Genomic DNA, 22,835 nt, shown 5'->3' with positions numbered 1-22,835 from the left:
CCAGCGACTTTCGCCACACGCCGCGCCGACGCTGGCAGGTGAACCGCTCAGCCTTGAGTATTTTCGTGGGGTGGCGACGCCTGAAGCTGCCGAACTCGTGCCGGCGCAGTACCTGTTGTCGCCGCGCGCCGCGAGCCCGCGAACGCTCATCGACGTCCTCTACGACACCGCCGCCTGCTTCCCCGAAGCGGCCGCCATCGACGACGGCACCGTCCAGCTCACCTACAGCGAACTGGTCAGCGATATCGAAGCGAGCGTCGCCTGGCTGGCCGCCCGCGGGATCGGCCGCGGCGACCGAATCGGCATCCGGATGCCGTCGGGAAGCTTCGCGCTGTACGAGGCGATCCTGGCGACGCTGGCGGCCGGGGCGGCGTATGTGCCTGTCGACGCCGACGACCCGGACGAGCGCGCCGAGCTGGTCTTCGGCGAGGCCAACGTCGTCGCGATCGTCACCGAAGCGGGCATGACCCGCGGTCCCGGATCGTCGCGCGGCTGGCGGGCCGAGCCGCCGACCCTGCGTGACGACGCGTGGATCATCTTCACGTCCGGCTCGACCGGCACGCCCAAGGGTGTTGCCGTCACCCACCGCAGCGCCGCCGCATTCGTCGACGCCGAGGCGCAGATGTTTTTGCGGGACAACCCGATTGGCCCGGGTGACCGGGTGTTGGCCGGGCTGTCGGTGGCATTCGACGCGTCGTGCGAAGAGATGTGGCTGGCCTGGCGGCACGGCGCCTGTCTGGTGCCCGCACCGCGGTCGCTGGTGCGCAGCGGCATGGACCTCGGGCCGTGGCTGGTGAGCCGTGACGTGACCGTGGTGTCGACCGTGCCGACGCTGGCCGCGCTGTGGCCCGCCGAAGCGCTGGAAGCGGTGCGGCTGTTGATCTTCGGCGGCGAGGCCTGCCCGCCGGAACTTGCCGCGCGGCTGGCGGTCGACGGCCGAGAGGTGTGGAACACCTATGGGCCCACCGAAGCCACCGTCGTCGCCTGCGCCGCGCGGTTGGGCGCCGAGGGACCGGTGCGCATCGGGCTGCCGCTGCCCGGGTGGGACCTGGCCGTCGTCGACGGCGACGGCCGGCCGGTGGCCGACGGCGAAACGGGCGAGCTGGTGATCGGCGGGGTGGGCCTGGCCCGCTACCTGGACGAGGCAAAAGATGCCGAGAAGTACGCGCCGATGCCGACGTTGGGATGGTCGCGGGCCTACCGCAGCGGCGACCTGGTTCGGCTGGAAAGCGACGGCCTGATTTTCTGCGGGCGCGCCGACGATCAGGTGAAGGTCGGCGGTCGGCGCATCGAGCTGGGCGAGGTCGACTCGGCGCTGGTGCATCTGCCCGGCGTCAGCGGCGGCGCCGCGGCCGTGCGCCGGACGGGAGCGGGCACCCCGGTGCTGGTCGGCTACATCGCCAGCGCCGACCTGGACTTCGACATGGCCACCGCGCGGGCCCGCTTGGCCGAGCAGCTGCCGGCGGCGCTGGTGCCGCGGCTGGTGCGGGTCGACGAGCTGCCCACCCGCACCTCGGGCAAGGTCGACCGCGACGCATTGCCGTGGCCGCCGCCCGGCGGCGACGCCGACCTGGCCTCCGACCTTGCCGGCACCGCGAGCTGGCTGGCCGGGTTGTGGCGGGATCTGCTCGCCGCCACGGTCGACGGGCCGGAGGCCGATTTCTTCGCCCTCGGCGGTGGGTCGCTGGCCGCCGCGCAATTGGTCGCCGCGCTACGCGAGCGTTATCCGCAGGTCACCGTCGCCGACCTGTATGACCACCCGCGACTCGGCTCGCTGGCCAGCTTTCTCGACGAGTTGGAGAAGCCACCCGACGTCGTCGAGCGGGTGGTCCGACCGACGCCGCTCCGGACTCAGCTCGCGCAGCTCGCACTGTCGGTGCCGCTGGCGACGCTGACGGCGCTGCAGTGGGTGACCTGGCTCGCGCTCGGCAACAACGTCGCCCGCTGGTTGCGCGTGGTGTCGTGGACGGTCTCGGTGCCGTGGTGGCTGGTCGGTGTCGCGTTCGTCGTGTTCGTCACGCCGCTGGGCCGGATGGGCATCGCCGTGCTGGCGGCGCGGCTGCTACTGCCGAACGTGAAACCCGGCAGCTATCCGCGCGGCGGCTGGCTGCATCTGCGGGTCTGGTTGGCGGAACGGCTGGCGGAGGCCAGCGGCGCGACGAACTTGGCCGGGGCGCCGTGGCTGGTCTACTACGCTCGCGCGCTCGGCGCCGACATCGGCAAGGGTGTCGATCTGCACTCGATGCCACCGGTCACCGGGCTGCTCACGCTCGGGCACCGCAGCGCGGTGGAACCCGAAGTCGACCTGTGCGGGCATTGGATCGACGGCGACACATTCCATATCGGGGCGATCGCCATCGGCAACGACGCCACCATCGGCGCCCGAACCACCCTGCTGCCCGGGGCGGTCGTCGGCAAGAACGCGGACGTCGCGCCCGGCTCGGGGGTGGTCGGCAAGGTCAAGAGCCGGCAGTACTGGAAGGGCTCCCCCGCGGTGAAATCCGGCCGGGTGAAACATCCGTGGCCCGACGAGCGCCCGGCCCGCCGCACCCACTGGGTGGTCGTCTACGCGCTGACGTCAATGCTGCTCGCCGCGATGCCGCTGTCCGCACTGGCCGCCGGGCTGGCCGTGATCGGCGTGAGTGTGCATCGCACGCAACGGCTTTCACAAGCCGTGCTGCCAGCCCTGTGCTGGACTCCGGTTGCGACGATCGCGGGACTGGCGGTATACGCGGCGCTGACGGTCATCGCGGTGCGTGCGCTCTCGATCGGGTTGCGGGAGGGCTATCACCCGGTGCGCAGCCGCAGTGGCTGGCAGCTGTGGGCTACCGAGCGGCTGATGGACGGTGCCCGCAACTACCTGTTCCCGCTGTATGCCAGCCTCGCCACGCCCACCTGGCTGCGCGTGCTCGGCGCCAAGGTCGGCCGCGACACCGAGATCTCCACGGTGCTGCTGACGCCGAAGTTCACTGTCATCGAGGATGGCGCGTTCCTGGCCGACGACACCATGGTCGCCTCCTACGAGCTTGGCGGCGGCTGGATTTACGCGGCGAAGACCACGGTCGGCCGGCGCGCGTTCCTGGGTAATTCGGGCATCACCCAGCCGGGTCGCCGGGTGCCTGACGACGGATTGGTCGCGGTGCTCTCCGCGGCGCCGCCGAAGGCCAAACGCGGCTCGTCCTGGTTGGGCAGTCCGCCGATGCGGTTGCGGCGGCGACCGGCCGAAGCCGATGCGACGCGGACCTACGAGCCGCCGTGTCGATTAAAGGCGATGCGCGCCACCGTCGAGGCCTTCCGGCTGATTCCGGTAATGGTGACCGCCGCGATCGGACTGGCGGTGCTGGGCGCGCTACAGGCGCTGGCGCGGATCTTCGGCTTCTGGGCGGCCGCACTGGGCGGCGGTCTGGTGCTGCTGATCGCCGGCGTGGTCGCCGCGGTCGTCGCGGTCGTCGCGAAATGGCTTCTGATTGGCCGGATTAGGGCCGGTGAGTTTCCGCTATGGTCGTCGTTCGTGTGGCGTAACGAACTCGCGGATACGTTTGTGGAGACGGTCGCCGCGCCGTGGTTCGCCCGCGCGGTCAGCGGGACCCCGGTCATGAACATGTGGCTGCGTGCGCTCGGTGCGACCGTCGGTCGCGGCGCCTGGTGTGAGACCTACTGGCTGCCCGAAGCCGACCTCGTCACGCTCGGCCGGGGCAGCACCGTCAATCGCGGCTGCGTCGTGCAGACCCACCTGTTCCACGACAGAATCATGCGGATGGACGAAGTTGTGCTCGAGCACGGCGCCACACTCGGCCCGCATGGCGTGGCCCTGCCATCGGCCCGACTCGGCGCGGGCGTCACCGTAGGCCCCGCGTCGCTGGTGGTCCGCGGCGACTCTGTGCCGAAATCGACTCGCTGGCAAGGTAATCCGATTAGGCCGTGGATCGCGCCGCGGGAGAAGTCCGGCAAGAAGGCGGCCGCGTGAGACGTGCCGCCAAGAAGACGGCGCCCGGCCCGGCTTCGACCGTGATCGACCCATACCTACCCAAGAACGGCAACCTCGGATACCGGGTGTCGCACTATGCGCTGGCGCTCGAGTACAAGGTCTCGAGCAACCGGCTGTCAGGGTCGGCAACGATCACCTCGACGACGCTGACCGAGTTGGAGGAGTTCACCCTCGACCTGTCCGACGCGCTGACCGTGTCGAAGGTATCGGTGAACGGGAAGCGGGCGGCCCACTTCGGGCGCCGTGAGCGGAAATTGCGTGTTCGGTTGGCGACGAAGCTGGCATCCGGCGCGGCGATGTCGGTCGTCGTGCACTACCACGGTTCGCCGCGGCCGATCCGTTCGCTCTGGGGCGACGTCGGTTTCGAGGAGTTGACCAACGGTGTCCTGGTCGCCGGCCAACCCAACGGCGCGGCGTCGTGGTTCCCGTGCGACGACCATCCCAGCGCGAAAGCCTCGTACCGAATCCAGATCAGCGCCGACAATCCATACCGTGTGGTGGCCAACGGGCGGCTGGCGTCGCGGCGGCCACGGGCGGCGCAGACCGAATGGACCTACGAGCAACCCGAGCCGACGTCGACCTACCTCATCACTTTGCAGATCGGGCTGTACGAGCTGATCCGGCTGGGCGCCACCCCGGTGCAGATGCGGGCGGCGCTGCCGGAGCGGCTGCGCCGAGACTTCTACGAAGACTTCGGCCGCCAGCCCGAGATGATGGAACTGTTCGTCGACCTGTTCGGCCCGTACCCACTGGATAACGGCTACACCGTCGTCGTGACCGACGATGACCTCGAGATACCCCTTGAGGCGCAGGGCATTTCGATCTTCGGCGCCAACCACTGCGACGGCACCCGGGGCAGCGAGCGGCTGATCGCCCACGAGCTGGCGCACCAGTGGTTCGGCAACTCCGTCACCGCGCGGCAGTGGCGCGACATCTGGCTGCACGAAGGCTTCGCCTGCTACGCGGAGTGGTTGTGGTCGGAGCACAGCGGCGGGCCCAGCGCTGACGTGCTCGCGCGCCAGTACCACCAGAAGCTGCGCGCCGCCCCACAGAACCTGCTGCTAACGGATCCGGGAGCGCGCGACATGTTCGACGACCGTGTCTACAAACGCGGCGCGCTGACCCTGCACGCCCTGCGGGGCCGACTGGGTGACGAAAAATTCTTTGCACTGCTGAAGGAGTGGACGAACCGCCACCGGCACAGCTGCGCGGTCACGGAGGATTTCATCGAGCTGGCTGCGGGCTACAGCGACGAGTCGCTACAGCCGCTGTGGGAAAGCTGGCTCTACGCGCGACCGGTGCCCTGAGCCCTCAGCAGGTGGTCGCCGGCTCCGGCGCAAGCTCGGCAGCCGGCCGTCGCCGTGTCGCACGCGACCGGGTCAGCACCTCTGCCACCACCGCCCCCAGAACGCCGACGATTGCCGCACCGACCGTCGACCACGCGCCGTGCGCCAGCAGGAAGAAACCGAACACCGCCGATACGGCCAGCAGCGCGCACCGGACCTTAGTCCAGCGCGCCGGCCCGTCCAGCCGGGTGGCGACAAGCATGCCCAGCATCAGGGCGACGGCATGGCCGACGTCGGTGAAGTCCTCGCCCAGCAGGGCCGCGGCGAGACCCACCGGAACCCAGAAGCCGATCCAGGCCGGCCGCAGGCGGCGCGGGATGGCCGACGTCAGCGCGCCCAGCACGGCGACCGCGCCGTAACTGACCCCGACGTCGCTGGCCCGCGACACCGACAGCGGCAGCCAGTGGAATTCGATCGCCGCGGTGAGGCCGATCGCGACCAGCAGCGTCGCACCGATGTGACCGGTGACGAACACGAGAGCCAACCGGCCGCTGCGCCAAATCAACTCGGCCAGCGCCAGCAGGCAGACAAAGCACGGCAGCCAGAAATACAACGGCCCGGCGTCGGTGATGAACGCGCTGTCCAGCAGCGTTGCCAGATGGCCGTGCGCCAGGTTGTGCAGATTCGTGCTGGCCTGCGCGATGACGTGCGCACGCGCGCGTGGGCGCAGCTCGGCGAGCGCCAGGCTGACCCCGATCAGCACTGCCGCATAGGCGAGCGTCATCCGCACACGTAGAAGCCGCGACAATATCCGCAATATCATCGCCATCTACTATGCCTGCGACCCGTCCTCATCCGGATTGTCTATTGCTGATAAGTCGCTAACAGTTTCTCGGGACGACTTGAGTCGATAGATGGCGAGATCAGCAGGTAGACCTGCGGGTTTGCTGGTAAATACGGGCCAGTGCACCCGCTTGGCGGAGACCCCGAGTGTGACCAAGTCGTCGGCCGCGAGTTGGTTCAGGGTCGTGCCCGAGATCATCACCCCGCCGCGGGTGGCCCGTTCCATCACCCGGGCCGCGACGTTCACGTCGACACCGAGCCAGTCGGCCGCCAGTCGCTGCGGCCGCCCGGTGTGGATGCCGACTCGCATCCGCGGCGTGTAGCCGTCGATGTCGACGGTCCTGAGCGCGCGCTTGGCCTCGAGAACGGCGGCCACCGCGACGCGCGGGTCCGCGAAGACCGCCATCGTGCCGTCACCCATGCGTTTGACGATGTGGCCGCCCGCATCGAGCAGCGGCGGTTCGATGGCGCGCGCGACGCGGCGCAACAACTTCAACGTCGCGTCGTCCCCGGCGTGCAGGGACCAGTTGGAGAAGCCCACCAGGTCGGTGAAGACGATCGTCACCTCTTCGTTGACCGGGCGGCGTTTGACCGCCTCGGTGACCGCCTGCCAGACCTGCAATGCGCCCAGGCTGACTTCGCGGGATGCGCCGCCGCGCTCACCGAGCAGGCGACCCGCGGCCCTTGCCGCGGCGCGCGGCCCGCCGTGGCCGGCGGTGGAGAGCGGGTCGCCGAAATCGGGATCGCCGGGCAGGCCGCGCCGGGCCCGCCGGACGGCTGCGATCAGGCTGGGGCTTTGGTTGGTGCTGCGCAACCAGTGCGCCGCCCCATGCAGCGGCGAGCGCTGACGTTCTGCGGGTGGATCCGGCGTCGTCACCGTTTGCTCGGGCTCGCCGGACACCGGTTCGGGCCCGAGTTCCACAACGCTCAGGGTAGGTGCACTCCGGAGAGACCGGCAACGACCGCCTTGGTGGTGTCCACCACGGTCGGCGATGAACCACCTGATCACGGCACTGCGACGGCGCGGATGACACTCGATAACACCACCCGCGACGCGCCCCGCAGATCGTAGACAACGATTGTTGTCATCATTATCGTGGATGGGACCCCCGGAGCAGGAGGCTGTGATGACAGTGACGTCGATGCCGCCCACCCACGCGCCACACGAGCCGGTGATCCCCGACGACGAGGCGCTGCCACTGGGCCCGGATTCGTTGACGTGGAAGTACTTCGGCGACCTGCGCACCGGGATGATGGGCGTCTGGATCGGCGCCATCCAGAACATGTATCCCGAGCTGGGTGCCGGCGTGGAGGAGCATTCGATCCTGCTGCGTGAACCGCTGCAGCGGGTGGCGCGGTCGGTGTACCCGATCATGGGTGTCGTCTATGACGGCGGTCGGGCGTCGACCACCGGAGCGCAGATCAAGCAGTACCACCACACGATCAAGGGCGTCGACGCCAGCGGCCGGCGCTACCACGCGCTGAATCCCGAGACCTTCTACTGGGCGCACGCGACGTTCTTCATGCTGGTGATCAAGGTGGCCGAGTATTTCTGCGGCGGCTTGACCGAGGCCGAGAGGCGACAGCTGTTCGACGAACACGTGCAGTGGTACCGGATGTACGGCATGAGCATGCGGCCGGTGCCGAAGTCGTGGGAGGACTTCCAGGAGTACTGGGAACGGGTCGGCCGCGACGAGCTGGAGATCAACCAGGCCACCCTGGACATCTTCCAAATCCGGATCCCCAAGCCGAAATTCGTCTTGATGCCGACTCCGATCTGGGACCAGCTATTCAAACCGCTTGTGGCAGGCCAACGTTGGATCGCAGCCGGCTTGTTCGAGCCCGCGGTGCGCGAGAAGGCCGGCATGCGCTGGACCCCCGGCGACGAAGTCGTGCTGCGGTTGTTCGGGAAGCTGGTCGAGTTGGCCTTCCTGGCCGTTCCCGACGAAATCCGGCTGCATCCGCGGGCTTTGGCCGCCTACCGGCGGGCCGAGGAACGCGACTGCGACAAGGCTCCGCTGATCGAGGCGCCGAGCTTCATGGGGCCGCCATCGGATCGCCGTGGCTTGCCGATGCACTACTTCCCGCCGCGCAAGTCCCTCTTCGAGCGCGCGGGCTCGCTAGTTCACACCACGTTCTCACTGGCCGGGCTGCGGCCGGCGCGGGGCCGCGGCAAAGCCGCTTAGGTTTGCGCCTTGGCGCTTTCGTAGAGGCAAATCGCTGCGGCCGCAGCCACATTCAGGCTCTGGGCGCCGCCGGACATCGCGATGCGCACGCGCGAATCGGCCATCCCGGCGATCTGCGTCGACAGGCCGTGGGCCTCAGAGCCGAACAGCCACGCCGTCGGCAACGCGAGATCGGCGTCGTCGAGCGGCAATTCGCCGTCTACCGTGGTGGCGAGCACCCGCAGGTCGGCTTCCTGCAGGGCGGTGATTGCCGCCTCGACATCCGGCGCGACGACGACAGGGACCGAGAAGATGCTGCCAGCCGAGGCGCGCAGGCACTTGCCGTTGTAGGGGTCGACGCCGTGGCCGAGGAACACCACCGCGGCGGCGCCCATGGCGTCGGCGACGCGGATCAGCGTGCCGGCATTGCCGGGTTCGCCGATCTCTACACCGACGGCGATGAGCCGCGGCGCCAGCCCGAGCACGTCAGCCAAGCTGGTGCTCGGGTGCTCGCAGACCGCCACCAAGCCAGCGGGAGTGACGGTGTCCGACAGGGCTTTTGCCGCCCGCTCGGTGACGTGCTGTACGGCGGCGCCGGAGTCGGCCAATAGCGCCGCGTAGCGCTGCGCCGCGGCCTCGGTGGCGAAGATCTCTCGGACCAGCCCGCGCCGCGACGCGGCCTCGACCAGGTTGGCGCCTTCGACCAGAAAGCGGTCGCTACGGCGACGGGTTGCCTGCCGATGCAGCTTGGCCGCAGCGACCACCCGGGTCGATCGTTCGGTGAGCACCGGGGTGCGCGGTTAGGCGGCCTCTCCGGACGGTGCGTTCACGTCGGCGGGCAGCGCCTTGCGGGCGACCTCGACCAGCGCGGTGAACGCCGCGGCGTCGCTGACCGCGATCTCGGCCAGGTTCTTACGGTCGACCTCGACGCCGGCGGCCTTCAGGCCCTGGATCAACCGGTTGTAGGTGATGTCGTTGGCGCGGGCCGCGGCGTTGATCCGGGAGATCCACAGCTTGCGGAATTCGCCCTTGCGCGCGCGACGGTCGCGGTAGGCGTAGGTCAGCGAATGTAGCTGCTGCTCTTTGGCTTTGCGGTAGAGGCGGGACCGCTGGCCGCGATAGCCCTTGGAAGCCTTGAGGATAGTGCGGCGCTTCTTCTGGGCATTGACTGCCCGCTTCACGCGTGCCATGGGGTGTTCCTATCTCGTGGGTAAGTGGTTGTTCCGGCGCGGTGGCTGCCGGTCAGCCGTTCAGCATCTTGTTGACGCGCTTGGTGTCGTTGGCCGACACCGCGGTACGTCCGTCCAGGCGTCGCGTCCGCTTGGTGGGCTTGTGCTCGAGCAGGTGGCGACGGCCGGCCTTCTCACGCACGATCTTGCCGGTGCCGGTGCGACGGAATCGCTTCGACGCTCCGCTGTGGGTCTTGGCCTTGGGCATCTGTTCTCGGTCCTCTTGTCTTGTTGTGGTCAGTTGGGCGACGGTTCGGCGTCGTCTGCCGGTGCGGGCCGGGTGCTGGGGCCGGCGGCATCTTCGGCCGCACGCGCGCGCGTCTTGGCGCCGCGGTGCGGTGCGAGCACCATCGTCATGTTGCGTCCGTCCTGCTTGGCCGAGGTCTCGACGAACCCGTAATCAGCGACGTCGGCGCCGAGGCGCTGCAGCAGTCGGAAGCCCAGTTCGGGTCGCGACTGTTCGCGTCCGCGGAACATGATGGTGACCTTGACTTTCGCCCCGGCCTCCAAGAATCGGATCACGTGACCCTTTTTGGTCGCGTAGTCGTGATCGTCGATCTTGGGTCGCAACTTTTGCTCTTTGACGACGGTCTGTTGCTGGTTCTTCCGAGACTCACGCGCCTTTTGCGCCGCCTCGTACTTGAACTTTCCGTAGTCCATGATCTTGCAGACCGGTGGTCTGGCATCCGGCGCAACTTCGACAAGGTCGAGATCGGCATCCGCGGCGACGCGAAGGGCGTCTTCGATACGCACAATGCCTACCTGCTCCCCTCCGGGGCCGATAAGTCGGACTTCAGGTACGCGGATGCGCTCGTTGACGCGGGTCTCAGTGCTGATGGGGCCTCCCTCATTGATCTTCTCGTCCATCGCCACCGTCGCCTGCTCCACGCGGAGCCAGCGGTTGGGATACCACGCATCAGCAAAAAGGCCCTGCATAAGCAGGGCCCGGTGCCGACCGATCACGGCCTCTACAGGCCGCCTGCGCAAAGCAGGAACCGACGCACTCGATGTGCCGGTGACCGGACCGCTGAGCCTTCGAGGCCAACGGTGGGAGCGGGACTCCACTTGCTGTCTCTGGCTATGCCGGAGACGGTCGCGGACAGGAGTCTACCAGTCACGACGCCCTGCTCTGACACGTCGCTGCGGCGACGGCCCCGGCCGGCGGTGGCAAACGGCCGACACGACCGATTTCCTGCCAGCCGGATCATAGGCATTCCATAGCGATACCGAATATCCTCGCCGTCTGTGACCCTCACTGCGTCCCGCCCACGGAGCGAGTCGACATCCCGGCTCCGCTGGGTGCCGGCAGCCGCCGGCTGGACCGTCGGCGTGATCGCCACGTTGTCACTGATAGCCAGCGTTTCGCCGGTGATCCGGTGGGCCATCCGGGTACCGCGCGAGTTCATCAACGACTTCGTCTTCAACTTCCCCGACACCAGCTTCGCCTGGTCATTCGTGCTGGCCCTGCTGGCCGGCGCGCTGACCGCGCGCAAACGCATCGCCTGGTGGGCGCTGCAGCTGAACCTGTTGCTGGCGGCCGGCCTCAACGTTGCCGGTCTGGTCGCCGAGCATCCCAGCCCGGCGAGGAGCTTCGGCGAGACGCTCGGCCTCGGATTGCACCTAGCCGCCATCGTGGTCATCACCTTCGCCTATCGCGAATTCTGGGCCAAGGTGCGTCAGGGAGCGCTCTATAAGGCCGCCGGCGTGCTGCTGACCGGCTGGGCGATCGGCATCGTGGTGTCCTGGGGCCTGATCGAAACGTTCCCGCGCACCCTGGCGCCCGAGGACCGGCTGTTCTACGTGGTGAACCGGGTGGTCGGGTTCGCCGTCGTCGAGTCGGCGCAGTTCACCGGCCGTCCGCCGGTTTTTCTCAACGCGCTGTTCGGTCTGTTCAGCGCGATGGCGCTGATCGCCGCCGCGATCGTGCTGTTCCAGTCGCAGCGCGCCGACAACGCGCTGACCGGCGAGGACGAGTCGGCGATCCGCGGCCTGCTCGAATTGTGGGGCAAGAACGACTCGTTGGGGTATTTCGCCACCCGCCGGGACAAGTCGGTGGTCTTCGCGCCGAGCGGTCGCGCGGCCATCACCTATCGGGTCGAGCTGGGCGTCTGCCTGGCCAGCGGCGACCCGATCGGCGACCCGCGGGCGTGGCAGCAGGCCATCGACGCGTGGCTGGCCTTGTGCCAGAGCTACGGCTGGACCCCAGGCAACATGGGCGCCAGCGCCGCCGGCGCCAAGGCATTCCGCGAGGCGGGCCTCAACGCGCTCGAGCTCGGCGACGAAGCCATTCTGCAGACGGCTGAGTTCCGATTGTCTGGCCGTGACATGCGCGGGGTGCGTCAGGCGGTGACGCGGGCGCGTCGCGCCGGGCTGACGGTGCGCATCCGCCGGCACTACGACATCGAAGCCGCCGAGATGGCGCAGGTGACCTCGCGGGCCGACGCCTGGCGCGACACCGACAACGAGCGCGGGTTCTCGATGGCACTGGGCCGGTTGGGCGATCCGGCCGACGGCGACTGCCTGCTGGTCGAGGCGCTCGGGCCGGGCGACACCGTCGTCGCGATGCTCTCGCTGGTGCCGTGGGGACGTAACGGCGTCTCGCTGGACCTCATGCGACGTTCGCCCCAGTCCCCCAACGGCACCATCGAACTCATGGTGAGCGAGCTCGCGCTGCACGCCGAGCGCATCGGCATCACGCGAATCTCGTTGAACTTCGCCATGTTCCGGTCCGCATTCGAGCAGGGCGCGCAACTGGGCGCCGGTCCGGTGGCCCGGTTGTGGCGCGGGTTCCTGGTGTTCTTCTCGCGGTGGTGGCAGCTGGAAACTTTGTATCGCTCCAACATGAAGTACCAACCGGATTGGGTGCCGCGCTTCGCCTGCTACGAAGACACCCGCATGATCCCGCGGGTCGGCGTCGCATCGGTGATCGCGGAGGGATTCCTGGTGTTGCCCTTCGTCCGTCGTGACGAACAGCACACCGGGCACCACCCGGCCGTGCCGCCGACGTTGCTGGCGACCGGGTTGCTGCATGACGACGGCTCCGCACCGGACGTCGCCGCACTGCAGGAAGCCGCGATCGTCGACGGCGACGAACGCGGCCGTCGACTGCCCGAGCAGATGCGGGTCCGGCTATCCAAACTGAAAGCGTTGCAGGACAGCGGAATTGATGCCTATCCGGTCGGGCAGCCGCCGAGCCATTCGGTCGGCGAGGCGCTAGCAGCCGGCGACAATACCGATGTCTCGGTGTCCGGTCGGGTGCTGCGAATCCGAGACTTCGGCGGCGTGCTGTTCGCCGAGCTGCGCGACTGGTCGGCGGAAGTGCAACTGCTGCTGGATAATTCGGTCCTGACGCAGGGCCGCACGGGCGATTTCACCAAGGCCATCGATCTCGGCGACCTGGTCGAGGTGAGCGGGAAGATGGGGTCCAGCAAGACCGGCACCCAGTCGCTGATCGTGCATCGCTGGCGGCTGATCGGCAAGTGCCTGCGGCCGCTGCCGAACAAGTGGAAAGGGCTGACCGATCCCGAGGCGCGGGTGCGCAGCCGTTACGTCGACCTGGCCGTCAACGCTGAGTCGCGCGAGCTGATCTCGGCCCGCAGCAGCGTCCTCCGCGCGATCCGAGACACCCTGAACGGCAAGGGTTTCCTGGAAGTCGAAACCCCGATCCTGCAGCAGATCCACGGCGGTGCGACCGCCCGTCCGTTTGTCACCCACATCAACAGCTACGACCTCGACCTGTATCTGCGGATCGCCCCCGAGTTGTACCTGAAGAGGTTGTGCGTCGGCGGCATGGAGCGGGTCTTCGAATTGGGTCGGGCGTTCCGCAACGAGGGTGTCGACTTCAGCCACAACCCGGAGTTCACCCTCCTGGAGGCCTACCAGGCACACGCCGACTACAAGGACTGGATCGACGGCAGCCGCGAGCTCATTCAGAACGCCGCGCAGGCAGCCAACGGCGCTCAGGTGGTGCTGCGGCCCACGGCCGGCGGCGCGCTGGAAAAGGTTGACATCTCCGGCATCTGGCCGGTGAAGACCGTCCACGACGCGGTGTCCGAGGCGCTCGGCGAGCAAGTCGACGCCGGCACCGACCTGACCACGCTGCGGCAATTGTCGGACGCGGCGGGCATTCCGTACCTGGCGCGTTGGGACGCCGGCGCTGTCGTCCTGGAGTTGTACGAACATCTGGTCGAGGCCCGCACCGAGAACCCGACGTACTACATCGACTTCCCGCTGTCGGTGTCTCCGCTGACCCGGCCGCATCGCAGCCGGCCCGGTCTGGCCGAGCGCTGGGACCTGGTGGCGTGGGGCGTCGAATTGGGCACCGCCTACAGCGAACTCACCGACCCCGTCGAGCAGCGCCGTCGTCTCGAGGAGCAGTCGTACCTGGCCGCGGGCGGCGACCCCGAGGCCATGGAACTCGACGAGGACTTCCTGCAGGCCATGGAGTACGCGATGCCCCCGACCGGTGGCCTCGGGATGGGCGTCGACCGGGTCGTCATGCTGATCACCGGTCGCAGTATCCGCGAGACGCTGCCGTTCCCCTTGGCCAAGCCGCGCTAGCCAACTCGACGACGCGCAACACGCGGGCTAACAGATCCGCAAAAGTCATGCTCACAGCACGCAAAAAAGATGACAATGGACCGCGTGACGGGTTCAATGGCGAACCTCCCTTTCGCGGTGCTGGCCGACAACCACACCTCGCTGATGCATGGCTGGGTGCCCGGCGTCGTGCAAGCCCTGGCCGGGGTTCTGCTGGTGCTCGCGATCGCGCGCCGGTCGTGGTCCTGGCGCCTGTTGTGTCTTCCCGCGGCCGCGATGCTCGGCGCCGCCGCCGCGGGCCTGTCGCACTGGTACATCGACAATCGCGGCCTGGCCGACGACCCCGCACCGCACCTGCTGTGGTGGTGGATCGCCGGCACCGGTGCCGCCGCCACGATTCTGGTCGTCGGCTGGCGTCATGCCCGGTGGTGGCGGCGCGGCGTCTCGGTGCTGGCCGTGCCGCTGTGTCTGCTCAGCGCCGCGTTGACGCTCAATCTCTGGGTCGGCTACTTCCCCACCGTGCAGACGGCGTGGGATCAACTGACGGAAGGTCCGCTGCCCCACCAGACCGACGTGGCCGGCGTCGCCGCGATGGCGGCCGCCGGAATGCAGCCCGCGCACGGGATTGTCGTCCCGGTGACGATCTCGGACGACGCGTCGCACTTCAAGCATCGCGGCGAGGTCGTCTACCTGCCCCCGGCCTGGTTCGCGAGCAGTCCCCCGCCGGCGCTGCCGGCGGTGATGATGATCGGCGGCGAGTTCAACACGCCCGCGGACTGGCTGCGCGCTGGTAATGCCGCCAAGACGATCGACGACTTCGCGGCCGCGCACGGCGGTAATGCCCCGGTCTTCGTGTTCGTAGACTCCGGCGGAGCGTTCAACAACGACACCGAATGCGTCAACGGCATCCGCGGAAACGCGGCCGACCATCTCACCAAAGACGTTGTGCCGTTCGTGAACTCGCGATTCGGGGTCGGGCCCGACGCGGCCAACTGGGGCGTCGTGGGCTGGTCGATGGGAGGGACCTGCGCGCTCGATCTGACCGTCATGCACCCGGAGCTGTTCAGTGCGTTCGTCGACATCTCCGGCAACCTGGGGCCCGAGACCGGAACCAAGGCGCAGACAATCGCCCGGTTGTTCGGCGGCGACGCCGGCGCCTGGGCGGCATTCGACCCCGCCACCGTGATCGCCAAACATGGCCATTACCAAGGGGTTTCCGGCTGGTTTGACGTGTCTTCGAGCGGTCCGTCGAAACGTCCGCACGGGATGGTAACCGATGTCGGCGACACGACGCTGACCGGCCGGCAGTCAGTTGGCCCCGGCGACCAGGCAGCGGCAGCCGAGTCGTTGTGTGCGCTCGGCCGCGCCAACGGCATCGACTGCTTGATCGTCGCGCAACCAGGCAAGCACGACTGGCCCTTCGCCAGCACCGCGTTCGCCGCTGCGCTGCCGTGGCTGGCCGGTCGACTCGATACACCGGACCTACCGACCGGGCCGGTAGGCCGCTGACGCCGGGCTATTGGCGGCAGATGGTGCGCTACCGGACCCGCCACGGGTAGCGTGAGATCGTGCCCGACGAACCCGAAACCCCCGACGCCGACACCGGCTACACCAGCTCGGGGGTGCCGACGTTCGACGCGGTCCGCGAGAAGATCGAGTCGCGCTACGAAACCTCCATCGGCTCAGCGGAATTGAGCGCCGAGACCCCCGAAGGCCGCGACGTCGATGAGCAGTTCGAGGCGCGGCAGCGTGCCGCCGCGGAACGGCTGGCCCAGATACGCGAGTCGATGCACGACGACGAACATTGAGCCGCAAGGGCGGTGTGCCTCGGTTCACCGACGACGAGCGGCGCAGCAGATTGATGAGCCGTCACTTCGGCGCGCTGGGAGATTCAATCGTCGAGGCCACCACCGCCCTGGTGGGCCTGCACGCCACCGATCCGGTCACGCCCTTCCTGTCGCTCTGGGCCCGGTGTCCCGGCTTCGTCGCGTCTGACCTCGAGCGGGAGCTATACCAAAGCCGTTCGCTGGTAAGGCATTTGGCTATGCGTCGGACCCTGTGGGTAGTGGCTGCCGAAGATTTGCCGATCGTGCAGGCTGCCGCGAGTGACCGCGTTGCCGCCAACGAGCACCGCAAGCTGGTCGGCGACCTGCACAAGGCGGAGGTGACCGCAGACGGTGAACAGTGGCTGACGACGGCATGCTCCGCGGTGCTGCGGCATCTGGGCACGCACGGGCCGCTCAGTAGTACCGAACTGCGCGCGGCGCTGACCGAGATCGACGGGACCTACGACCCCGCGCCCGGAAAGCCCTGGGGCGGAGCCGTTCCGGTGGCGCCCCGGGTGCTGACTGTGCTGTCGGCGCGGGGCGAAATCGTCCGCGGACCCAACGACGGACCCTGGACCAGGTCGCGGCCCCGGTGGGCGCTCGCCGAGGACTGGCTGGGCCCGCAGGCACCCGCGGACGAGGCGTTCGCGGCGCTTACCCGGCGATGGCTGCACACCTTCGGGCCGGCGACCGCCGCCGACGTCAAGTGGTGGTTCGGCACCACCCTGACCGCGACGCGGAAGGCATTGGACGACCTCGGGGTCGTGGAAGTCGCGCTGGACTGCGGACCCGGGTACGTATTGGCCGACGACCTGGACGATCGGCCGGCAGCCGCGCCCGCGGCGGCGTTGCTGCCGGGGCTCGACGTCACCACGATGGGGTGGTTCGACCGCGACTGGTATCTCGGCCGGCATCGCGACCAGGTCTTCGACCGCAACGGCAACGCCGGGCCCACGGCGTGGTGGAACGGGCGCGTCGTGGGGGGCTGGTACCAGGACGGCGACGCCTGCGTCCAGCTGCAGCTCCTCGAGGATCCCGGGCGCGATGGTCGCAGGGAGCTCACGCGACGGGCGGTCGAGCTGACCTCGTGGCTCGACGGCCTGCGGGTCAAACCGAGGTTTCCCTCGCCCCTGTCGAAAGCCGGCGCCGCTACGCGCTGACCTTGCGGCGCTTGGTCGTTCGCTTCGTCGCTGCGGGCTTGCGGGTGTCGGCGAGGACTTCCGCGAGGAACTTACCGGTGTAGCTCTCCGGCACCGCCATCACATCCTCCGGCGTGCCCTGAGCGACGATGGTCCCGCCGCCGGCTCCGCCCTCGGGTCCCATGTCGATGATCCAGTCCGAGGTCTTGATCACGTCCAGGTTGTGCTCGATGACGATCACCGAATTGCCCTTGTCGACAAGGCCATTGATGACGTCGAGCAGCTTGCGGATGTCCTCGAAGTGCAGACCTGTGGTCGGCTCGTCGAGGATGTAGACGGTGCGCCCGGTCGAGCGCTTCTGCAACTCCGACGCCAGCTTCACCCGCTGCGCCTCACCGCCGGACAGCGTTGGCGCCGGCTGGCCCAGCCGCACATACCCCAGCCCGACGTCGACCAGCGTGCGCAGGTAGCGGTGGATGCCGGTGATCGGCTGGAAGAACTCCGCGGCTTCCTCGATCGACATGTCGAGCACTTCGGAGATGGTCTTGCCCTTGTAGTGCACCTCGAGGGTCTCGCGGTTGTAGCGGGCGCCGTTGCACACCTCGCAGGGCACGTACACGTCCGGCAGGAAGTTCATCTCGATCTTGATCGTGCCGTCGCCCGTGCAGGCCTCGCAGCGACCGCCCTTGACGTTGAACGAGAATCGACCCGGCTGGTAGCCACGCACCTTGGCCTCAGTGGTGGCCGCAAACAGGGTGCGGATCTTGTCGAAGACGCCCGTGTAGGTGGCGGGGTTGGACCGCGGGGTGCGGCCGATCGGCGACTGGTCGACGCGGACCAGCTTGTCGACGCTGTCCAGGCCGGTGACGCGGGTGTGCCGGCCCGGAACATGGCGGGCGCCGTTGAGCCGGTTCGCTAGCACCGACGCCAGAATGTCGTTGACCAACGTCGACTTGCCCGACCCCGACACTCCCGTGACCGAGGTCAGCACGCCGAGCGGGAACATGACGTCGATGCCGCGCAGGTTGTGTTCGTTGGCGCCGACGACGGTGAGGTGCCGCTTCTTGTCGATAGGGCGCCGAATGTCCGGCGCCACAATGCTTTCCTTGCCCGACAGGAAGGCGCCGGTGATCGACTCCTTGTTCGCCAGCAGGTCGGCGTAGGTGCCACTGTGCACGATGTGTCCGCCGTGCTCGCCGGCGCCGGGGCCGATGTCGACCACCCAGTCGGCGTGCGCGATGGTGTCCTCGTCGTGCTCGACGACAATCAGCGTGTTGCCGAGATTCCTCAGGCGCGTGAGGGTTTCGATGAGCCGGCGGTTGTCGCGCTGGTGCAGGCCGATGGACGGCTCGTCGAGCACGTACAGCACGCCGACCAGACCGGAGCCGATCTGGGTGGCCAGGCGAATGCGTTGCGCCTCGCCGCCGGACAGCGTGCCCGCCGCCCGGGACAGCGACAGGTATTCCAGGCCGACATCGAGCAGGAAGCCCAGTCGTGACTGGATCTCCTTGAGCACCTGACCGGCGATCGCCTGCTCGCGGGTGCCGAGGGTGAGCGCATTGAGGAAGTCGGCGCAATCGTTGATCGAGAGCTCACACACCTCGGCGATCGACTTGGCACCGTACTTCCCCGCGGCGAGCGTGACCGCGAGGATCTCCGGCTTGAGTCGCGTCCCGTTGCACTCCGGACACGGCACGTCACGCATGAAGCCCTCGTAGCGTTCCTTCATCAGCTCGGACTCGGTCTGGTCGAGCTTGCGCTCCAGGAACGCCAGCACGCCCTCGAAATCGGCGTAGTAGGAGCGGGTACGGCCGTAGCGGTTGCGGTACTTGACGTGAACCTGCTCGTCGCATCCCTCGAGGATCGCCTTGCGCGCCTTGACCGGGAGCTTGCGCCACGGGGTGTCGACGTCGAAGCCCATCGTGTCGCCGAGGCTGGCCAGCATCCGGGTGAAGTACTCGGCGGTGTGGCCCATCGACCACGGCGCGACGGCACCCTCGGCCAGCGTGCGGTCCGGATCCGGGACCACCAGTTCGGGGTCGACCTCCTTGCGGATGCCCAGACCGACACACTCAGGGCAGGCGCCGTAGGGCGAGTTGAACGAGAACGACCGCGGCTCGAGGTCGTCGACCGCCAGCGAGTGCCCGTTGGGGCACGCCAGCTTCTCGGAGAAACGCTGCTCGCGATTGTGAGCGTCGTGTTCCTGGTCGACGAATTCGAGCACGACGATCCCGTCGGCCAGATTGAGCGCGGTCTCGACGGAGTCGGTGAGCCGCTGTTTGGCGCTGGCCTTGACGGTGAGGCGGTCGATGACGACCTCGATGTCGTGCTTCTCCTGCTTCTTCAGCTTCGGCGGATCGGTCAGCGGATGCACCGTGCCGTCGACCCGGACCCTGCTGTAGCCCTGCGCGTTGAGCTTCTCGAAGAGGTCGGCGAATTCGCCCTTGCGGGTGCGCACCACCGGGGCCAGCACTTGGAAGCGGGTGCCTTCGGGCATGACCAGCACCTGGTCGACGATCTGCTGCGGCGTCTGCTTGGCGATGCGTTCGCCGCAGACCGGGCAGTGCGGGGTGCCGGCGCGGGCGTAGAGCAACCGCAGATAGTCGTAGACCTCGGTAATGGTCCCGACCGTCGACCGTGGGTTGCGGTTGGTCGACTTCTGGTCGATCGACACCGCGGGCGACAGGCCCTCGATGAAGTCGACGTCCGGCTTGTCCATCTGGCCGAGGAACTGGCGCGCGTACGCCGACAGCGACTCGACATAGCGCCGCTGCCCCTCGGCAAAGATCGTGTCGAATGCCAGCGACGACTTTCCAGAGCCTGAGAGCCCGGTGAAGACGATCAACGCATCGCGTGGCAAATCAAGATCGACACTGCGCAGATTGTGCTCACGCGCACCCTTAACGACCAGGCGATCAGCCACGCAATCCCTTTCTGGGTGATTACCGGGCGCTGCCCGGACGCATCGTTCCTATGCTAAGTGCCCGCACCGACAAGCAACCGTCGGCCAGTACCGTGACTGGTATGACCGTCTTGGATGACAACTACACCGGCCACGTCGATGCGGGTAGTGCGGCCCGGCGAACACTGCCGGGTGTGTCGATCGTCAAGACGTCGGTCGGCCCCATGGACAACAACGTCTACCTGGTCACCTGTTCCGCGACGGGCGAGACGCTGCTGATCGACGCCGCCAACGACGCGGACGATCTGGTCGAACTGGTCCACGCCCACGCCCCGAACGTGTCGCTGATCGTCACCAGCCACCAGCATTTCGACCACTGGCAGGCGCTCGAAGCGGTGGCCGCCGCCACCGGCGCGCCGACCGCGGCACACGAGGTGGACGCCGAGCCGCTACCGGTGCGGCCCGATCGGTTGCTCACCGGCGGCGACACCATCCGGATCGGCGAGCTGACCTTCGACGTTATCCATCTGCGCGGACACACCCCTGGATCGGTGGCACTCGCGCTCGACGGGCCGGCCACCGGAGGTGTCACCCAGTTGTTCACCGGCGACTGCCTGTTTCCCGGCGGCGTCGGCAAGACCTGGCAGCCTGGCGATTTCGAGCAGTTGATCGACGACGTCAGCACCCGGGTATTCGACCGGTTCGGCGACGACACCGTCGTCTACCCCGGCCACGGCGACGACACCACCATTGGCGCCGAGCGGCCGCATTTGGCCGAGTGGCGCGAGCGCGGCTGGTAAAGCGCTGCGGCGCGGCTGGTAAAGCGCTGCGGCGCCGCATGTTACGCGTCCAGATCGGGCGCCCAGGCCACGCCGTTGATGTGACTGCCGCCGTCGACGAATAGCGTGTTGCCGGTCAGGTACCGGCAGTCCTCGCTCGCCAGGAACAGCGCCACCGGCGCGATGTCGAGATAGGGGTCCCCGATCCGCCCCATCGGGTTCATCGAGTCGGCGAACGCGGCGACGTCCGGGTTGTCGCCCAGAGCCCGCAGGAATGCGGCGCTCTTGGCCGCGGGGCAGACGGCGTTGACGGTGATGCCGAAGGGCGCCCACTCCCGGGCCGCGGTCCGGGTCAACGCGCGCAGCGCCTCCTTGGCCGCGTTGTATTCCAGCGTCCCCATGTGCGCGTTGACGCCGTTGAGACTGCAGATGTTGATCACCCGGCCCCAGCCGCGGGATCGCATGTGCGGCAACGCGGCTCGCATCGCCCAGAACGGGCCGTAGTAGGCGATCGCGATGCCGTCGCTGAGTTGCCGGTCGGTCTTGTTCTCCACCCGGCTCATCGATCCGCCGCCCCAGGCGTTGTTCACCACGACATCGATCGAGCCATAGGCTGAAACAGCCTGCGCGACGGCGTCTTCCACCTGGTCGCGGACTGCGACGTCGACCGAGACGAACAGCCCGTCGATCGCTTCCGCGACCTCGCGGCCACTGTCGGTATCCCGTTCGGCGACAACGACTCTGGCACCGGCTTCGGCAAATCGACGGGCGATGGCCTCGCCGATTCCCGCTCCCGCGCCGGTGACCAGAGCAACCTTGCCGTCGAGCGGGCCCGTCACAGCGGCCGGCCAGTCGCACCGGCGGCGAGCACGTTGCGGGCATCGCTGGACCCGTCCAGCGCGCGGGTGGTCCGCCTGACGATTCGCCAACCCTCGTCGGTCCGTCGCAGCGTGACGTGGTTGGCCCCGGCCCGCCACACCCGGTAGCCGCGGCCCTCATCGTCGTGCCGCACGACGATGGACTCGCACACCGCGATGGCGTTGTCGCCGTCGACCCGCAGGCACACTGGACCGAGAAAATGGGCGGCGCCGGCGCTGATCATGCTCTGATGCCCCGATGACTGCACCATCGCGGCGACGTCCGACCGGCCGCGCATGACCCAGCCGTCGACGTCGTATTGGCCGTCCTCGGTCCACAGCGCCGCGACAGTGTCCCCGTCGCCGGCGTCGACGAGTGGTCCGTAGGACGCCAACAGGCGCCGGATCGCCAACTCGTCCTCAACGCTGCGCAGGCGTCGTTCCAGCGCCTCGAGCCGATCCTCCACCGCCATCGGGGTTCCTCTCCGCGTGCAACAGCCGCTGCATCGTGCGATGGGCGGCGAGAACGGCAGTGGCCCGGTCGGGATCGCTACGCGCGCTCACGATCCGCTCGTTGCCGCTGACGATGTGGACCGGGCCGCGGCCCAGCCATTCCAGACCTTCGCGCGCGACGTCGGCCGGGTCGGTGACGATCACGCCGGGTGCGTCGAAATTCAGGCCGATGCGTTCCATGGCGGGTGTGCGCGTCACCCCCAGCACCAGTTCCAGCACGTCGACGCCGTGTTCGCGCAGTTCCAGCCACAGCCCCTCGGCGAAGATCCGGGAGAAGGCCTTCACGCCGCCGTACACCGTGTGCCGCGCCGACCCGAGATAGCCGGACAGCGATCCGAGCACCACGATGCCGCCGCGGCCCCGCTGACGCATCGCCCGCCCGTAGTGCTGCGTGAGCGCGAGCGGCGTCGACACGTTGAGATCGATCACCCGGTGAAACTCGGCGAGATCGCCGTCGAGGAACTCGTGGCTGTGCGTATTCGCGCCGGCGACCAGGATCAGCAGGCCGACCTCGAGCCCGCTCGTCGCCGCCGCGATTTGATCGCAGACGGCGGGATCACTCAAATCTGCTTGGAGAGTTCGGATTTCACCGCCATGCCGGCGACACCGTGTTGCCGTCTCGTCAAGCCCTGTCGCTGAGCGGGCTACCAGGACGAGATTCAGGCCCGCTCCGGCGAGCAGCATGGCGAACTCGGCGCCGACACCTTCCGAGCCGCCCGCGATCAGCGCCCACGGCCCGTACTTCGCGGTGTCGATCACCGGTCGACGC

At 68.3% G+C, this 22,835-nt stretch carries 18 protein-coding genes; 8 read left to right on the top strand and 10 right to left on the bottom strand.

Features of this window, described 5'->3' with window-relative positions; translation table 11 throughout:
• Window positions 1-70 precede the first annotated feature (70 nt).
• Window positions 71-3,967 (top strand): Pls/PosA family non-ribosomal peptide synthetase, encoded by a 3,897-nt coding sequence (locus PT015_RS04960; RefSeq protein ID WP_285189237.1) that lies wholly within the window; start codon window positions 71-73, stop codon window positions 3,965-3,967.
• On the top strand, window positions 3,964-5,295 hold the full coding sequence (locus PT015_RS04955; RefSeq protein WP_285189235.1) for a M1 family metallopeptidase: 1,332 nt from the start codon (window positions 3,964-3,966) through the stop codon (window positions 5,293-5,295). Before PT015_RS04960 ends, PT015_RS04955 begins: the two co-directional genes overlap by 4 nt.
• 4 nt (window positions 5,296-5,299) lie before the next feature.
• Here PT015_RS04955 and PT015_RS04950 read toward each other — a convergent pair whose 3' ends face one another.
• Both PT015_RS04950 and PT015_RS04945 read right to left on the bottom strand, forming a co-directional pair.
• Window positions 5,300-6,097, bottom strand: a complete 798-nt coding sequence (locus tag PT015_RS04950) for a rhomboid-like protein (protein WP_285189233.1) — start codon at window positions 6,095-6,097, stop codon at window positions 5,300-5,302.
• Window positions 6,098-6,106: 9 nt separating this feature from the next.
• A complete protein-coding gene (locus tag PT015_RS04945; protein WP_390887934.1) occupies window positions 6,107-7,039 on the bottom strand; it encodes an adenylate/guanylate cyclase domain-containing protein in 933 nt (310 codons plus the stop codon).
• A gap of 220 nt (window positions 7,040-7,259) precedes the next feature.
• Between PT015_RS04945 and PT015_RS04940 the strand changes: the two genes are divergently transcribed.
• Window positions 7,260-8,303 carry an oxygenase MpaB family protein gene (locus PT015_RS04940; RefSeq protein WP_285190933.1) on the top strand — a complete coding sequence of 348 codons (1,044 nt, stop codon included), beginning with the start codon at window positions 7,260-7,262 and terminating at the stop codon, window positions 8,301-8,303.
• Here PT015_RS04940 and PT015_RS04935 read toward each other — a convergent pair.
• Genes PT015_RS04935 through infC form a run of 4 tightly spaced genes read right to left on the bottom strand, consistent with a single transcriptional unit; the run spans window position 8,300 to window position 10,348 of the window.
• Window positions 8,300-9,070, bottom strand: a complete 771-nt coding sequence (locus PT015_RS04935) for a TrmH family RNA methyltransferase (RefSeq protein WP_285189231.1) — start codon at window positions 9,068-9,070, stop codon at window positions 8,300-8,302. The two genes, PT015_RS04940 and PT015_RS04935, sit on opposite strands and share 4 nt — an antisense overlap.
• A 12-nt stretch (window positions 9,071-9,082) precedes the next feature.
• Complete coding sequence (gene rplT / locus PT015_RS04930) at window positions 9,083-9,472, bottom strand: 50S ribosomal protein L20 (RefSeq protein ID WP_285189230.1); 390 nt, start codon at window positions 9,470-9,472, stop codon at window positions 9,083-9,085.
• A 52-nt stretch (window positions 9,473-9,524) separates the two neighbouring features.
• Complete coding sequence (gene rpmI, locus PT015_RS04925; protein WP_285189198.1) at window positions 9,525-9,719, bottom strand: 50S ribosomal protein L35; 195 nt, start codon at window positions 9,717-9,719, stop codon at window positions 9,525-9,527.
• Window positions 9,720-9,748: 29 nt separating this feature from the next.
• Entirely contained in the window at window positions 9,749-10,348 is a 600-nt protein-coding gene (gene infC, locus PT015_RS04920; protein WP_285190932.1) for a translation initiation factor IF-3, read from the bottom strand.
• Between the two features lie 393 nt (window positions 10,349-10,741).
• Here infC and lysX point away from each other — a divergent pair, with 393 nt between their 5' ends.
• From lysX to PT015_RS04900, 4 genes are all read left to right on the top strand, one after another.
• Window positions 10,742-14,071, top strand: coding sequence for a bifunctional lysylphosphatidylglycerol synthetase/lysine--tRNA ligase LysX (lysX, locus tag PT015_RS04915; RefSeq protein WP_390887995.1), 3,330 nt, complete (start codon window positions 10,742-10,744; stop codon window positions 14,069-14,071).
• 75 nt (window positions 14,072-14,146) lie between these two features.
• Window positions 14,147-15,559: an alpha/beta hydrolase gene (locus tag PT015_RS04910; RefSeq protein WP_390887933.1), complete on the top strand. Its 1,413-nt coding sequence runs from the start codon at window positions 14,147-14,149 to the stop codon at window positions 15,557-15,559.
• 59 nt (window positions 15,560-15,618) lie between these two features.
• Complete coding sequence (locus tag PT015_RS04905) at window positions 15,619-15,858, top strand: hypothetical protein (protein WP_285189195.1); 240 nt, start codon at window positions 15,619-15,621, stop codon at window positions 15,856-15,858.
• 53 nt (window positions 15,859-15,911) lie between these two features.
• Complete coding sequence (locus PT015_RS04900; RefSeq protein ID WP_390887932.1) at window positions 15,912-17,036, top strand: winged helix DNA-binding domain-containing protein; 1,125 nt, start codon at window positions 15,912-15,914, stop codon at window positions 17,034-17,036.
• On the opposite strand, the gene uvrA is transcribed toward PT015_RS04900, so the two are convergent.
• Window positions 17,026-19,938 (bottom strand): excinuclease ABC subunit UvrA, encoded by a 2,913-nt coding sequence (gene uvrA, locus PT015_RS04895; protein WP_285189193.1) that lies wholly within the window; start codon window positions 19,936-19,938, stop codon window positions 17,026-17,028. The two genes, PT015_RS04900 and uvrA, sit on opposite strands and share 11 nt — an antisense overlap.
• Window positions 19,939-20,039: 101 nt before the next feature.
• Between uvrA and PT015_RS04890 the strand changes: the two genes are divergently transcribed.
• Window positions 20,040-20,717 carry an MBL fold metallo-hydrolase gene (locus tag PT015_RS04890; RefSeq protein WP_285189192.1) on the top strand — a complete coding sequence of 226 codons (678 nt, stop codon included), beginning with the start codon at window positions 20,040-20,042 and terminating at the stop codon, window positions 20,715-20,717.
• A gap of 41 nt (window positions 20,718-20,758) precedes the next feature.
• Here the strand turns inward: PT015_RS04890 and PT015_RS04885 are convergent, their stop codons facing one another.
• Genes PT015_RS04885 through PT015_RS04875 form a run of 3 tightly spaced genes read right to left on the bottom strand, consistent with a single transcriptional unit; the run spans window position 20,759 to window position 22,825 of the window.
• Window positions 20,759-21,535, bottom strand: coding sequence for an SDR family NAD(P)-dependent oxidoreductase (locus tag PT015_RS04885; protein ID WP_285189191.1), 777 nt, complete (start codon window positions 21,533-21,535; stop codon window positions 20,759-20,761).
• Window positions 21,532-22,026 carry a nuclear transport factor 2 family protein gene (locus PT015_RS04880; RefSeq protein WP_285189190.1) on the bottom strand — a complete coding sequence of 165 codons (495 nt, stop codon included), beginning with the start codon at window positions 22,024-22,026 and terminating at the stop codon, window positions 21,532-21,534. The genes PT015_RS04885 and PT015_RS04880 overlap by 4 nt, the downstream gene beginning before the upstream one ends.
• Complete coding sequence (locus PT015_RS04875; RefSeq protein ID WP_285189189.1) at window positions 21,974-22,825, bottom strand: SDR family NAD(P)-dependent oxidoreductase; 852 nt, start codon at window positions 22,823-22,825, stop codon at window positions 21,974-21,976. The genes PT015_RS04880 and PT015_RS04875 overlap by 53 nt, the downstream gene beginning before the upstream one ends.
• Window positions 22,826-22,835: the final 10 nt, after the last annotated feature.

The organism is Candidatus Mycobacterium wuenschmannii (assembly GCF_030252325.1).
Lineage (GTDB): Bacteria > Actinomycetota > Actinomycetes > Mycobacteriales > Mycobacteriaceae > Mycobacterium > Mycobacterium wuenschmannii.
Note: the sequence above shows the minus strand (reverse complement) of the source record. Positions and strands in the feature narration are given on the sequence as shown.